Genomic DNA, 13585 nt, shown 5'->3' with positions numbered 1-13585 from the left:
AGGCGCCCTCCCAACTCAGGGTGGCATCCTAGCTTCTGCTCTCGCCGGGCCGCAACCCGGATAGCGGGATAGGCGGGCCCCGCTCGGCTACCGCGCGAACTTCTGGAACTTCAGCCGGTGGGGGATGAGGCTGTCGGCGCCCAGGCGGCGCTTCTTGTCTTCCTCATAGGCCTCGAAGTTGCCCTCGAACCATTCCACGTGGCTGTCGCCCTCAAAGGCCAGGATGTGGGTGGCCAGGCGGTCCAGGAACCAGCGGTCGTGGGAGATGATCACGGCGCAGCCGGCGAACTCCTCCAGGGCCTCTTCCAGGTTCTGCAGGGTCTCGATGTCCAGGTCGTTGGTCGGTTCGTCGAGCAGGATCAGATTGCCGCCGGTGGTGAGCGTCTTGGCCAGGTGGACGCGGTTGCGCTCCCCGCCCGAGAGTTGGCCGACCTTCTTCTGCTGGTCGCCGCCGCGGAAGTTGAACGAGCCGACATAGGAGCGGGTGTTGATCTCCCGCTTGCCCACCGCCAGCACGTCCAGGCCGCCGGAGATCTCCTGCCAGACGGTCTTGGTGGGATCCAGCGCGTCGCGGCTCTGGTCGACATAGGCCAGCTTTACGGTCTCGCCGACCCGGAAGGTCCCGGCGTCCGGGGTCTCCTGGCCGGTGATCAGCTTGAACAGGGTCGACTTGCCCGCCCCGTTGGGGCCGATCACGCCGACGATGCCGTTGGGGGGCAGCTTGAAGGAGAGGTCCTTGAACAGGACCTTGTCGCCATAGGCCTTCTCCAGGTTCTCGACCTCGAGCACCACATTGCCCAGGCGCGGGCCGGGAGGGATCTGGATGGTGGCGGTGGTCTGGGCGAGGCGGGAAGTCTCCTGCTCGCGGACCATCTCGTCATAGGCGGCCAGACGGGCCTTGGACTTGGCCTGACGGGCCTTGGCGCCTGAGCGCACCCATTCCAGCTCGCGGGTCATGGCGCGCTGGCGGGCCTCGGACTCCGACTGCTCCTGGACGATCCGCTTGGTCTTCTGTTCCAGCCAGCCGGAATAGTTGCCCTCGTAGGGGATGCCCTTGCCGCGATCGAGCTCCAGGGTCCACTTGGTGACCTGGTCCAGGAAATAGCGGTCGTGGGTCACCAGGATGACGCAGCCCGGGAAGGCTTCCAGGTGGTGCTGCAGCCAGGCCACGGACTCGGCGTCCAGGTGGTTGGTGGGCTCGTCCAGCAGCAGCATGTCGGGCTTGGACAGCAGCAGGCGGGCCAGCGCGATGCGGCGCTTCTCGCCGCCGGACAGGTTGTCCACCGGCCAGTCGTTGGGCGGGCAGCGCAGGGCGTCGGCGGCCATCTCGATGCGGGAGTCGATGTCCCACATGTCGGCGGCGTCGATCTTCTCCTGGAGGGCGGTCATCTCCTCCATGAGTTCGTCGGTGTAGTCCTCGCCCAGCTTGGCGGCGACCTCGTTGTAGCGGTCGAAGATCTTCTTCTCTTCGCACCAGGAGATGATGTTGCCCCAGACGTTGAGCTGGTCGTCCAGGTGCGGCTCCTGCTCCAGGTAGCCCATCTTGACGCCGTCGGCGGCCTTGGCCTCGCCGTTGAACTCCTTGTCCACCCCGGCGATGATCTTCAGCAGGGTGGACTTGCCCGAACCGTTGACCCCCACCACGCCGATCTTGGCGTCGGAGTAGAACGACAGCCAGATGTTCTCGAACACCTTCTTGCCACCGGGGAAGGCCTTGGTCAGGCCCTGCATCTGATAAATGTACTGCTGCGCCATGGGGCGTCCGCGCTCGCTCTTCGAAAGAGGGGAATTCGGGTGCGGAGATAGCGGTCGGGGGCGTCTTGCGCAATGTCGGCGCGGCGCGGCGCCGCCTCAGCGGCTCCAGGCGGCTCAAAAAGTCGGCGCGCCGCCCGCGGCCCTTCGGCGGCCGGCGCGCCGGAGGGGGAAGGCTCTAGCGCGGACCGGCGTTGCAGTTGGCGACGTCGGCGTCGCTCATCTTCACGCCCCGGCTCGAATAGGCGGCCAGCGGCCCCAGCGCGGCGCGCACCTTGCGGCACTGCTTCATGAAGCTGTCGAGGCCCGGCGCGTACTTGGAGACCCCCAGGCAGGCGTCGCCGTCGCACTTCCACTCGACATTGCTGACCACCGTGGTGGTGGGCGCCGCCACGGGGGTGAGCAGCTTGGCCTGGGCGCGGAAGCCCTCGGCGGCGCTGGCGCCGTTGGCGGCCAGGAGGGCGAGCGCCAGGACGGCGGCTGAGAGAACCTTGGTTTGCATAATTCGCTCCATGCGATAGAAAAGGGCACGATCGGTCACTGGCTTGGAAAAGGCACGATCGGTCACTTTTTGTCAAGCGGGGGCTTGGCCGTGAGGGCTGGACGTTGAAAAAGGGCGAGGCGACCCGGGCGCGGATCATCGAGGAGACCGGCCGTCAGGCCGCGATCAAGGGGTTCGGCGCCGTCAGCCTGAACGACGTGGCCGAGGCCGTCGGCCTGTCCAAGAGCGGCCTGTTCAAGCATTTCGAGTCCAAGGAGGCCATGGAGCTGGCGGCCCTGGACAGGGGGTTCGACCGCTTCGTCGCCTTCGTCTGGGAACCGGCCGAGAGCCTTCCCCCCGGCCGCGCACGGCTGGAGAGCGTGTTCGAGCGGTGGCTGGACTGGAGCGAGGTGGAGAACGCCGCCGGCGGCTGCCTGATCATGGCCGCCAGCACCGAGCTGGACGATCAGCCCGGCCCCATGCGCGATCTGCTGCAGACCCGGGTGCGCCGCTGGCGCCAGACCCTGGCCCGCGAGATGAAGGCCCTGCGCGAGCCGCCGATCACCGACGCCGAGGCCCAGGGCGCGGTCTTCCAGATGAAGAGCTTCATCCTCGGCCACAACGAGATGCGCCGCCTGCTGGACGACACCGGAGCCCGCGCCGCGGCCCGCGCGGCCTTCGAGTCCCTGCTGGACCGAACCGGCGGGGCCTGACGGAACGAAGACGCTTCCTCGCGCGTAGAGAAGGGCGAAGGGCGAGCCTCCCCTCGCCCCCCTTCTCAAGGAGACGGTCATGCACAAGGACACCATCAAGGGCGCCGCCAAGGACGCCTCGGGCTCCATCAAGGAAGCCGCCGGCAAGCTGACCGGCAATGAGCGCCTGGAAGCCGAAGGCGTGGCGGAAAAGACCGTCGGCAAGGTGCAGAAGGGCGTTGGCGACCTGAAGGACGCCGCCCGCAACGCCTTGAAGAACTAAACAGGTTTCCTACCTGAACGGTCAGGTTCCACCCTCCCCTCCCCCCAGTGGGTGGAACAAATAGGCAGGGCCGCGCTCCCGTGGAGCGCGGCCCTCGTCATGTCTGGTCAAGGCGTTGCGGGCGCCCTCCAATGACCGCGTGCGGGGGAAGCAGTCATGCGACGGATGGCAGGGGTGATGGCGGGCCTGGCGCTCGGTGCGGGACCGGCCCTGGCGGCCGAGCCCCTGGCCTTCGGGAGCGTCACGGAGCTGGGCCAGGCCATGACCAAGGGCCAGGCGACCTCCGAGGGCCTCACCCTGACCTACCTCGCCCGCATCGCCGCCCTCGACGAGAGAGGCCCCAAGCTCAACAGCATCATCGTCCTCAACCCGCACGCCCTGGACGACGCGCGCCGGCTCGACGCCGAGCGAAGGGCCGGCAAGGTCCGCGGGCCGCTGCACGGCCTGCCGATCCTGCTGAAGGACAATATCGAGTCCGCCGACGGCACGGCCACCACCGCCGGCTCCCTGGCCCTGAAGGACAACATCACCGGCCGCGACGCGCCCCTGGTGCGCCGGCTGACCGAGGCCGGGGCGGTGATCCTCGGCAAGGCCAACCTGTCGGAATGGGCCAACTACCGATCCTCCCGGTCCATCAGCGGCTGGAGCGCCGTGGGCGGCCTGGTGCGCAATCCCTACGCCCTGGACCGCAGCGCCTGCGGCTCCAGCGCCGGATCGGGCGCCGCCGTGGCCGCGGGGCTCGCCGTCGCGGCCATCGGCACCGAGACCGACGGCTCCATCACCTGTCCGGCGGCCATGAACGGGATCGTCGGCCTCAAGCCCACGGTGGGCCTGGTCTCCCGCACCCACATCGTGCCGATCTCCGCCAGCCAGGACACCGCCGGGCCGATGGCGCGCAACGTCGCCGACGCCGCGGCCCTGCTCACCGCCCTGGCCGGGTCCGACCCCGCCGATCCGGCCACCCTCGAGGCCGACCGCCACAGGACCGACTACCTGAAGGTCCTGGACCCCGCCGCCCTGAAGGGCGCCCGCATCGGGGTGCTGCGGGTCACCGCCGGCCGCTCGCCGCAGACCGACGCCGTGTTCGACCAGGCCCTGGCCGCCCTGAAGGCCGCCGGCGCGACCCTGGTGGAGGTGACGCCCCCCGACACCAGCCAGGTGGGCGCTCTGGAGGACCTGATCCTGCGGGTGGAGTTCAAGGCCGGGATCAACGCCTACCTGGCCTCCACCGCCCCCGACCAGGTGAAGACCCGCACCCTGGCCGACCTCATCGCCTTCAACGACCTGGAGCCGCGGGAGACCGTCCTGTTCGGCCAGGAGACCTTCAAGGAGGCCCAGGCCGCCCCCGGTCTGGACGACCCGGCCTATCTCACGGCGAGGGCCTCGGCCCGCCGGCTGGCGGGGCCCGAGGGGATCGACCGCATGCTGGCCGACGCCAAGGTGGAGGTCCTGGTGGCCGAGAGCGGCGGGCCGGCCTCGGTGGTGGACCGCGTGAACGGCGGTCGCTGGCTGGGCTCGCCGTCGGAGCTGCCGGCGGTGGCGGGCTATCCCCACCTCACCGTGCCCATGGGCTATGTCGAGGGCCTGCCGGTGGGGCTGTCCTTCATCGGCGCGGCCTGGTCGGAGGCCCGTCTGCTGTCCCTGGGCTACGCCTACGAACAGGCCGCCAAGGTCCGCCGCCCGCCGACCTTCCCGGCCACGGTCAACGGTTCACCGGCCTTCGACAGGCCCTAATAGTTCGGCGCGCCGACCATGGGCGGGGGGCCGCCGGAATAGCTCCCCGACCCTTGCGGATAGGCCGGCGGCGGCGGCGGCGGCCGGCGTCCGAAGATCGGGCGGCGCGGCGGCGGGGGCGGCACGTAGGCCCGCGGCAGGGGCGCGCCGTCGCGCTGGTAGCCGCGCTCATAGCCGTCCACTTCCCAGCCGTAGCGGCCCGAGGAGTCGAAGCCGCTCTCGTCCATGATCGCCTTGGGCATTTCCGACATCGGCCGGCAATAGCTTCCGGGGGGCATGCGGTAGCCGCAGCCCTGGGGGGAATAGACATAGTTGGGCTCGGTGATCGGATCGACCCCGCGCTCATAGTCCATGCCCGCGCCGATGAAGCGGTTATAGGCCACCTCCGGACGGCCGCCGGCGAAGTAGGCGCCGTAGTCGTCGGCGGCGATGGCGTTCTGGCGCACCCGGACCTGGCCGTAGTCCGAGAGCACGCCGCGGCGGACCTTCAGGATGCGGTTGTGGACCAGCTCCACCTGGGCGCCGCGGTCGACATAGACCCCGGTGATCCAGTTCTTGATGACGCTGTTGGCGATCAGAAGGCTGCCGGCGCCGCTGCGCTGGTCGCGCACGGTGACCGCCGTGGAGCCCGGCAGGCCGGGGCCCGGCGCGATGATCCCCACCTGGACCAGCCGGCTCTGGCCGGGGGCGGGGGTGATGTCGAGACCGCGCACGTCGGCGGTGACCCTGGACTGCTGGATGTCCACCAGGGCCCCGTCGGCCACCACCGCGGCGTCATTGGTGCGGGCGTCGATGATGCTGTTGCGGACGATCAGGCTGCCGCCCTGGACGAAGATCGCCGAGGCGTCCCCCTGGTAGCGCAGGGAGGACCGGATCAGGGCCACGTCGGCGTCCTGAGCCTCGATGCAGGCGCTGCGCCCGCCCTGGCCGGCCTCGATCACCAGGTCGCGGATCTCCACGCCCTTCACGCCGGGCGCGATGCGGATGCAGGGCATGCCGTCCGGCGGGCTCAGCTTGGCGACGCCGGAGCCCGCGCCGCCGAAGGCCGGGGCGCCCTCCCCGGCGATGATCACCGGGTGGTCGATCTCCAGGGTCTCGCGGCAGACCCCGCCACGCGAACGGATGTAGAGCACGCCGTTGTCGGCCAGGTTGTAGATGGCGTCGGCCAGAGGCGCGCCGCCCGACCGGGCGTCGCCGCAGTCGACGGTGATGGAGTCCAGATAGAGCGGCCGCCGCTGGCCGCGGGGTCCGTAGTAGTCGTAGCCCGGCCCGCCGCGCCGCGGCTTCCAGGCCGCCGGCCGGTAGGGATGGCGCAGGGGCGGCGCCAGCAGGATGCCGAAGTTCGGACGGATCTGCTGATCCACCTTGGCGTCGGGCATGGCCTGGGCCTGGCCCGCCACGCTCAGGGACAGGACGGCTCCGGCCACGGCGGCGCCAAGGCCCGCCAGCCGGCGCAGGGCGTGTGCGATCACCGGTAGCTTCCTTCTGTGGGTCGGCTGGGGGCGCGGGCCACCTGGGCCAGGACCTCGCGCAGGCGCTGGGCCGACGGCTTGAAGCCCGAGAGCGCCCCATCGATCTGGTAGACGACGGCCGAGGCCTTGTCCTGGTCGGCGACGCCGGAGACCCCCAGCGAGAAGTAGGTGGACATGGCGTACTTGGCCTCGGGGCTGCCCTGCTTGTCGGCCTCGGCGAACCAGTGGAAGGCCCGGGCATAGTCCCGCGGCACGCCCACGCCCTCGGCGTACATCACCGCCAGGGCAAGCTGGGACCGGGACGAGCCGTTCACCGCCGCGTACTGGATGGCGCGCACCTTCTCCAGCGGCGTGAACACCCCGGTGGCGGGCCGGCCGATCATGGCCTGGAAGGTCTGGATGTCGCCGGGCGAGAGCTGGCTCTGGGCCGACACCGGCTGCGGAATCACCCGCAGATAGGCCAGGGCCGCGGCGATGTGCTGGAAGGGCAGCTCGTCGATGCGGCTGACGGCCAGGCCCTCGGCCTCACCGAGCGTCGCGGTCTCGTCGGAATGGGGCACGCCGGAATCGGGCGCCTGGGGCGGATAGAACTCGTAGGGCGGCACCCAGCGGCGGGCCTTGGCCTCGGCGTCGGACCCCAGGGAGGCCCGCTCCGGAGACGACCGCTCGAAGTCCTTCAACATGACGTATCCGGCGACGTCGCCGCCCTGGGCGGCCAGGTAGTTGTAGAGATAGACGTCGACGTCGTTGCGGGTGAACAGGGTGGCCGCCGCCGGCGGCTTGACCTTGGCCAGGTCGCGCGGGTCGATGGGGGAGCCGTCGGCGGGATCGCCGAACGGTCCGAAGGACACGTCGTGCAGCCGCGCCAGGGTGCGGAAGCCCGGGGCCCCCTGGCTGGACAACACATAGATCACCCGGTCGCGCACCTGCTGGCGCTCGTCGGAGCTCATGCGGTCCAGCAGGCGGTCCAGGGAGAGATAGGCGCCGCGCCGTTCGGCCGCGCGGCAGTCGTTGAGCTTGGAGCCGGGTCCGCCCCGGTTGCCCCGCTTCGGATCGCTCCCCGCGACGATGGGGGCGTAGCCGTCGGGATTGGACAGGGCCAGTTCGTACCAGACCGCCGACTCCACCGGATCGGCTAGGTTCTTCTCCTGGGCGTCGCGGCCGGAATAGCGCCGGGCCAGGTCGATCTGGGCGAAGAAATCGCCCTGGAAGCCCTGGCGCCTCAGGGCGCGGATTTCCTGCTCCTGGGCGTTGAACTGCGGCTGCACGCCGATCGCCGCCTGAGGGCGGGGACAGGCCGGGCCACCCACGGCGATGCGCCCGGCGGAGCCGCCGGGACCCCCCTTGGGCTCGCAGCCGCCGGTCAGCGGAATGATGGCGGCCAGAACCGCCAAGGTCAGGCCTCTCCGCGCAATGTCACGCACGCCGAGGGCTGCTTCATGGAAAATGGCCATGCGCTCCCCCTTAAGCGTTAACCATACTTGAACCGCCCACTAGCGTCTTGCCCCTCCCCCCTGTCAAGCTTGGGACGGTGAAGATTAGGACACGTCAGATTCACCTATCAGGCGAGTGAGCAACGGCGCCGCGCCCAAGCCCCTTGTTCGACGCGTTTTCGCCTCAGATGGCGCGCCAAGCTTCGCTTTGAGGGACTTATTCGGAGCGCTGAGAACGATGGCCGCTGTACGGAACTTAAGTCACGTCTCCCTATGCTTGCTTACAGTTGTGGCAGCCGGCTCCGCGCCGGCGGCGCCCATGGCCGCCCCGGCGATTCGGGACGGGTCCCCGACGCCCGCGGCCTGCGAGGCCCTGGGCTTCCTCCGGAGCGACGATCGCCGGGACGTCTATGGCCGCGGCCGCGGCGGCCGGATGATGTACGCCCCGTCCATGGCCGGTCCGCCGCCGCCCGCCCCGCCGCCGCCAATGCCCTCGGTCCAGCCCTACGCTCCCGCCGCCAAGGCGGCGCCGGGGCCGATGCAGGAGATGGTGGTCACCGGTTCCTACCGCCCCGGTCCCATGCCCGGCGACGTGAACACCGAGCGCTACCCCCACGCCCAGGCCAATCCGATCAAGCAGACGGCCCAGGAACCGGTCTCCACCTTCGCGGTGGACGTCGACACCGCCGCCTACGCCAATGTCCGGCGCTTCCTGACCGACGGGCAGAGCCCGCCCCGCGACGCGGTGAGGGTCGAGGAGCTGATCAACTATTTCGACTACGGCTACGCCCGGCCCACCGACCCCCAGGTCCCCTTCAGGCCCTTCGTGGCGGTGACCCCCTCGCCCTGGTCCTCCGACCGGCAGATCGTCCACATCGGCCTGCAGGGCTACGACATCCCCCGCGGCCAGCAGCCACCGCTCAACCTGGTGTTCCTCATCGACACCTCCGGCTCGATGTCCGACGAGAACAAGCTGCCCCTGGCCCGCAAGGCCCTGAACCTACTGGTGGACCAGCTGCGGCCCCAGGACCGGGTGGCCATGGTGGCCTATGCCGGGTCGGCCGGCGCGGTGCTGGCCCCCACCAGCGGGCGCGACAAGCTGAAGATGCGCTGCGCCCTCGGCGCTCTGGAATCCGGCGGCTCCACCGCCGGCGGCCAGGGCCTGGCGCTGGCCTACGACCTGGCGGTGCAGAACTTCGATCCCAAGGCGGTCAACCGGGTGATCCTGATGACCGACGGCGACTTCAATGTCGGCGTCGCCGACCCCGCCAAGCTCACCGACTTCGTGGCCGACAAGCGCAAGACCGGGGTCTATCTCTCGGTCTATGGGCTCGGAGAGGGCAACTACAACGACACCCTGATGCAGGCCTTGGCCCAGAACGGCAACGGGACGGCGGGCTATATCGACACCCTGAACGAGGCTCGGAAGACCTTCCGCGACGACTTCTCCGGCTCCCTCTTCCCCATCGCCGACGACGTGAAGATCCAGGTGGAGTTCAATCCCAGGACGGTCAGCGAGTACCGGCTGATCGGCTACGAGACCCGCCTGCTGAACCGCGAGGACTTCAACAATGACCGGGTCGACGCGGGCGAGGTGGGCTCGGGAACCTCGGTCACCGCCCTCTATGAGGTGACCCCGGTGGGCGCGCGGCCCTCCAGCGATCCCCTGCGCTACGGCGCGCCGGCCGCCCGCGCGCCCGGCGTCAGCGGCGAGCTGGCCTTCCTGAAGGTCCGCTACAAGCTGCCGGGCGGCCAGACCTCCCGGCTGATCGAGCGGCCCATCGGGCCCGCCGACACCTATGGCCGGGTCGACCAAGCGCCGGAGGCCACCCGCTGGGCCCTGGCGGTGGCCGGGTTCGGCCAGAAGCTGCGGGGCGATCCCTGGATCTCGCCGGCCTTCGGCTGGAAGGCCGTGACCGACCTGGCCCAGGGCGCGCGCGGCGCCGATCCCTTCGGCCTGAGGGCGGAGTTCGTCCAGCTCGCCCGATCGGCAGGCGAGACAAGAACTGTCAACGAATCGCGAAACTAGACCGCGATCATTTCCGTTGTGCGCGGGAGGCTCAGCATGACCGCAACGAAACGGCCACGCCGTTCGTTGCCTGACCAGAACCCCCATCACCGGGAAGGCCCTCGCGTGTACGACGTCACCGCTTCGGACCAGGACAACCTGATCCGCCTCGATCCGGCGGAAGCCCCCTACTTCGGCGCGCCGGGGCGGGTGGGTTTCCACCTGATCGACACCACCATGATGTATGCGCCGCGTTCCGGCGGGGTGAAGCGTTACCTCAACGCCAAGCAGGCCTGGCTGGCGAGACGGCGGCCCGACATCCGCCACACCCTTGTGACGCCGGGTCCCACCACCGGGCTCTCCGAGCCCGGCGTGGTGACCGTGGCCGCCGCGCGCCTGCCCTTCGGCGACGGCTACCGGATGCCGGCCCGCGCCGACAAGTGGGAGACGGTGCTGCGCATGCTGGAGCCCGACATCATCGAGGCCGGCGACATCTTCGTGCCCGGCCACGCGGCCCTGGACACCGGCGAGCTGCTGGGGGTCCCGGTCGTGGGCTTCTGCCATACCGACGCCGCGGCCCTGGCGGCCCTGCACTTCGGCGAATGGGCCGAGGCGCCGGCCAAGAAGCGCTGGGCCGACGTCTATCACCGCTTCGACCGTGTGGTGGCGCCCAGCCGTCACATGGCCCTGCGCCTGGCCGAGGCCGGGGTCGAGAAGGTCACCGTGCAGATGCTGGGGGTCGATACGACCCTCTTCCACCCCAGCCGCGCCGACCCCTCCGCCCTGCGCAAGCGCCTGGGCCTGCCCTGGAACGCCCGCATCCTGGTCTTCGCCGGGCGGCCGGCGCGGGAAAAGAACATCGATTCCATCGTCTGCGCCGTGGAGCGCCTGGGCGAGCCCTATCACCTGGTCCTGGTGGGGGCGGGCAAGGATGTGCGCATCTCGCCCCGCGTGATCGCCCTGGACTATGAGTCCGATCCCGTCGCCCTGGCGACCCTGATCGCCAGCTGCGACGCCTGCGTCCACGCCAACGAGAACGAGCCCTTCGGCCTGGTGGTGCTGGAGGCCCTGGCCGCCGGCCTGCCGGTGGTGGGGCCCTCCCGCGGCGGGGTCTCCGAGCTGATCGACAACGAGGTCGGGCAGCTGGCGCACAACGTCGATCCCGGCGGCCTGGCCGAGGCTATCGAGGCCCTGTTCGCCCGCGATCTCGGCGCCCTGTCGGCCGCCGCCCGCGCCCGGGCCGAGCTTCGCCATAGCTGGGACCGGACCTTCGAGGGCCTGACCCGCCTCTATGGCGAACTGGTGATGAGCTCGGTCGCGCCTCAGCCGATGGCCTGGCGCGCCTAGCCCCGGCTAGCGGCCGGTGGGCATGTCCTTGAAGGGCACGTCCTTGTCGACCCGGATGTCGCCCGGCAGGCCCAGGACCCGCTCGGCGATGATGTTGCGCAGGATCTCGTCGGTGCCGCCGGCGATCCGCAGGCCCGGGCCGAACATCAGCGAGAAGTGGAAGGCCCCGTTCAGCGAGGCCAGCTCCGGATCGTCGATGATCCCGTACTGGTCCAGCATCTCGATGGCCGTATTGCCCAGCTCCTGCATCTGCACCGCCGAGATGATCTTGCCGATCGAGCTTTCCGGCCCCGGGGTCTGACCGCGTGAAAGCGCTGTCATCGTCCGATTGCGGGTATGTTTCAGGCCCTCGGCCTGGACGTACCAGTCCGCCAGCTTCTCGCGCAGGGCCCCGTCCTTCAGGGCCGAGCCGCCGTCGAGGCCGGGGGTCTTGCGGGCCGCCTCCAGGAACTGCTGCCAGCCGGCGCCGGTCTGGCCGCCCACCGCCAGCCGCTCGTTCATCAGGGTCACCAGGCTGACCTTCCAGCCCTCGTCCACCGCGCCGAGCCTCTGGCTGTCCTTGACCCGCACGTCGGTGAAGAACACCTCGTTGAACCCCGAGCCGCCGGACATCTGATGGATCGGCTTCACCTCGACGCCCGGATCCTTCATATCCACCCAGAACATGGTCAGGCCCTTGTGCTTGGGCTTGTCCGGACTGGTCCGTGTAATGACGATCCCGAAGTCCGAGAACTGGGCCCCCGTCGTCCACACCTTTTGGCCGTTAATGATCCAGTCGCCCGAGCCGTCCGGCGCGCGCTCGGCCTTGGTGCGGGAGGCGGCCACGTCCGAACCGCCGGAGGGTTCGGAGAACAGCTGGCTCCAGATCTCCTCGCCGCGCAGGGCCGGGCCGACGAAGCGCTTCTTGGTCTCCTCGTCGGCGAAGGTCATCACCGTGGGGACGCACATCCCCAGACCGATCTGGAAGGGGTTGCCAGGGATCGGATACTTCGCCTCCTCCTGGCTGAAGATAACGTTCTGCACGGGGGTGCCGCCCTGGCCGCCCCATTCCTTGGGCCAGGTGATGCAGGCGTAGCCGGCGGCGGCCTTCTTGGCCTGCCAGGCCTTGGAGGCGGCCATGCCGTCGCCACCCTCGGGGTCCCCGCCGACGCGGGTCCTGGGGGCGTTGGCTTCGAGCCACTCGCGGACCTGCTGGCGGTAGGCGGCTTCTTCGGGGCTGTCGTTGAAATCCATGACCAAATTCCCTTAGGCGGCCGCCGCGTTGCGGCGTTCGAGGTGGCTGACGAGACGTTCCTTCCAGACCCGGGGCGCGCCGGCCACCAGGCTGAGTTGGCGCGAGCGGCGGTAGAACAGGTGGCAATCCATCTCCCAGGTGAAGCCGATGCCTCCGTGGGTCTGGATGTTTTCCTTGGACGCGAACCAGTAGGCCTCCGACGCGGCGATACGGGCGGCGCTGGCGGCCACCGGCAGCTCCGGCGCGTTCGTATTGAGCGCCCAGGCCCCGTAATAGGCGTTGGAGCGGGCCAACTCGTTCTTGACGTACATGTCGGCCAGCTTGTGCTTGATCGCCTGGTAGGAGGCGATGACGCGGCCGAAGGCGTAGCGCTCCAGCGCATATTCCTTGGCCATCTCCAGGCAGCGGTCGGCGCCGCCGCACTGTTCGAAGGCCAGCAGCACCGCGGCGCGATCGAAGATCTGCTCCACCAGCTCGACGCCTTCGCCGGCCTTGCCGACCCGGCGGGCCGGCGCGTCCTTGAAGGTGAGCTTGGCGGCGTCGCGGGTGGGATCGAGGGTCTTGACCGCCTCGCGGGTGACGCCCGCCCCCTTGAGGTCCACCAGGAAGAGGCCGGGCTTGCCGCCCTCCTTGGCCAGGACCAGGGCCACATCGGCGATGTCGCCGTCGGTGACCGGGATCTTCACCCCCGTCAGCTTGCCGTCGGTGACGGTGGACTGCAGGGTCGCCGCGGTGGTGGCGCCGGGACCCTCGGAGGTGGCGATGGCGCCGATGATCTCGCCGGCGGCGATCTTCGGCAGCAATTCGGCCTTCTGGGCCTCGTCGCCCGCCAGCATGATGGCCTCGGCCAGGAAATAGACCGTCGAGGCGAAGGGGATCGGCGCGACGGCGCGACCCAGCTCCTCGGCGATCACGCAGAGCTCAAGGTGACCCAGGCCCAGGCCGCCAAACGCCTCGGGGATCGCCGCGCCCAGCCAGCCCTGGCCGGCGACGGATTTCCACAGCGCCTGGTCGTAGCCCTGGGCGGCGTCCTCCAGCACACCCCGGGCGCGGCTGGTGGGACAGTTGGCCTCGAGGAACTTGCGCGCCTCGCCCTTCAGGAACTTTTGGTCGTCCGAAAAATCGAAATTCATATTCGCCCATCCGCCA

Annotated in this window: 11 protein-coding genes; 5 read left to right on the top strand and 6 right to left on the bottom strand. The window is 69.9% G+C overall.

Annotated elements, in window-relative coordinates; genetic code table 11:
* Positions 1–87: 87 nt before the first annotated feature.
* Both ettA and AC1RN5_RS15480 read right to left on the bottom strand, forming a co-directional pair.
* Entirely contained in the window at positions 88–1755 is a 1668-nt protein-coding gene (ettA, locus tag AC1RN5_RS15485) for an energy-dependent translational throttle protein EttA (RefSeq protein WP_493042046.1), read from the bottom strand.
* Between the two features lie 175 nt (positions 1756–1930).
* Positions 1931–2254, bottom strand: a complete 324-nt coding sequence (locus tag AC1RN5_RS15480) for a DUF8200 family protein (RefSeq protein ID WP_421935008.1) — start codon at positions 2252–2254, stop codon at positions 1931–1933.
* 104 nt (positions 2255–2358) lie between these two features.
* Here AC1RN5_RS15480 and AC1RN5_RS15475 point away from each other — a divergent pair, with 104 nt between their 5' ends.
* The 3 genes from AC1RN5_RS15475 to AC1RN5_RS15465 all read left to right on the top strand — a co-directional run bounded on the left by AC1RN5_RS15475 (position 2359) and on the right by AC1RN5_RS15465 (position 4942).
* Entirely contained in the window at positions 2359–2946 is a 588-nt protein-coding gene (locus AC1RN5_RS15475) for a TetR/AcrR family transcriptional regulator (RefSeq protein ID WP_493042045.1), read from the top strand.
* 79 nt (positions 2947–3025) lie between these two features.
* Positions 3026–3208 carry a CsbD family protein gene (locus AC1RN5_RS15470; protein WP_493042044.1) on the top strand — a complete coding sequence of 61 codons (183 nt, stop codon included), beginning with the start codon at positions 3026–3028 and terminating at the stop codon, positions 3206–3208.
* 156 nt (positions 3209–3364) lie between these two features.
* The gene (locus AC1RN5_RS15465; protein WP_493042043.1) at positions 3365–4942 is read left to right on the top strand and encodes an amidase; all 1578 of its coding nucleotides are present in this window, start codon (positions 3365–3367) and stop codon (positions 4940–4942) included.
* On the opposite strand, the gene AC1RN5_RS15460 is transcribed toward AC1RN5_RS15465, so the two are convergent.
* Positions 4939–6414, bottom strand: coding sequence for a right-handed parallel beta-helix repeat-containing protein (locus tag AC1RN5_RS15460; RefSeq protein ID WP_493042042.1), 1476 nt, complete (start codon positions 6412–6414; stop codon positions 4939–4941). The two genes, AC1RN5_RS15465 and AC1RN5_RS15460, sit on opposite strands and share 4 nt — an antisense overlap.
* Positions 6411–7808, bottom strand: coding sequence for a tetratricopeptide repeat protein (locus AC1RN5_RS15455; protein ID WP_493042041.1), 1398 nt, complete (start codon positions 7806–7808; stop codon positions 6411–6413). Before AC1RN5_RS15455 ends, AC1RN5_RS15460 begins: the two co-directional genes overlap by 4 nt.
* A gap of 358 nt (positions 7809–8166) precedes the next feature.
* Between AC1RN5_RS15455 and AC1RN5_RS15450 the strand changes: the two genes are divergently transcribed.
* Together AC1RN5_RS15450 and AC1RN5_RS15445 are read left to right on the top strand one after the other, a co-directional pair.
* Entirely contained in the window at positions 8167–9876 is a 1710-nt protein-coding gene (locus tag AC1RN5_RS15450) for a vWA domain-containing protein (RefSeq protein WP_493042040.1), read from the top strand.
* Between the two features lie 105 nt (positions 9877–9981).
* The gene (locus tag AC1RN5_RS15445; protein WP_493042039.1) at positions 9982–11202 is read left to right on the top strand and encodes a glycosyltransferase; all 1221 of its coding nucleotides are present in this window, start codon (positions 9982–9984) and stop codon (positions 11200–11202) included.
* 6 nt (positions 11203–11208) lie between these two features.
* On the opposite strand, the gene AC1RN5_RS15440 is transcribed toward AC1RN5_RS15445, so the two are convergent.
* On the bottom strand, positions 11209–12435 hold the full coding sequence (locus AC1RN5_RS15440) for an acyl-CoA dehydrogenase family protein (protein ID WP_493042038.1): 1227 nt from the start codon (positions 12433–12435) through the stop codon (positions 11209–11211).
* A gap of 12 nt (positions 12436–12447) precedes the next feature.
* Positions 12448–13569, bottom strand: a complete 1122-nt coding sequence (locus AC1RN5_RS15435) for an acyl-CoA dehydrogenase family protein (RefSeq protein WP_493042037.1) — start codon at positions 13567–13569, stop codon at positions 12448–12450.
* Between the last annotated feature and the right edge of the window lie 16 nt (positions 13570–13585).

It is taken from the genome of Phenylobacterium sp. GW821-FHT12F10 (assembly GCF_058806695.1).
The sequence above is the reverse complement of the archived record's forward strand: the minus strand, read 5'-3'. Positions and strand labels throughout refer to the sequence as shown.

What these genes read in the sequence shown, in the direction of transcription:
- AC1RN5_RS15440 (WP_493042038.1), bottom strand. Translation starts at nt 12,435, where the DNA reads ATGGATTTCAACGACAGCCCCGAAGAAGCCGCCTACCGCCAGCAGGTC.
- AC1RN5_RS15450 (WP_493042040.1), top strand. Translation starts at nt 8,167, where the DNA reads ATGGCCGCCCCGGCGATTCGGGACGGGTCCCCGACGCCCGCGGCCTGC.
- AC1RN5_RS15435 (WP_493042037.1), bottom strand. Translation starts at nt 13,569, where the DNA reads ATGAATTTCGATTTTTCGGACGACCAAAAGTTCCTGAAGGGCGAGGCG.
- ettA (WP_493042046.1), bottom strand. Translation starts at nt 1,755, where the DNA reads ATGGCGCAGCAGTACATTTATCAGATGCAGGGCCTGACCAAGGCCTTC.
- AC1RN5_RS15465 (WP_493042043.1), top strand. Translation starts at nt 3,365, where the DNA reads ATGCGACGGATGGCAGGGGTGATGGCGGGCCTGGCGCTCGGTGCGGGA.
- AC1RN5_RS15480 (WP_421935008.1), bottom strand. Translation starts at nt 2,254, where the DNA reads ATGCAAACCAAGGTTCTCTCAGCCGCCGTCCTGGCGCTCGCCCTCCTG.
- AC1RN5_RS15470 (WP_493042044.1), top strand. Translation starts at nt 3,026, where the DNA reads ATGCACAAGGACACCATCAAGGGCGCCGCCAAGGACGCCTCGGGCTCC.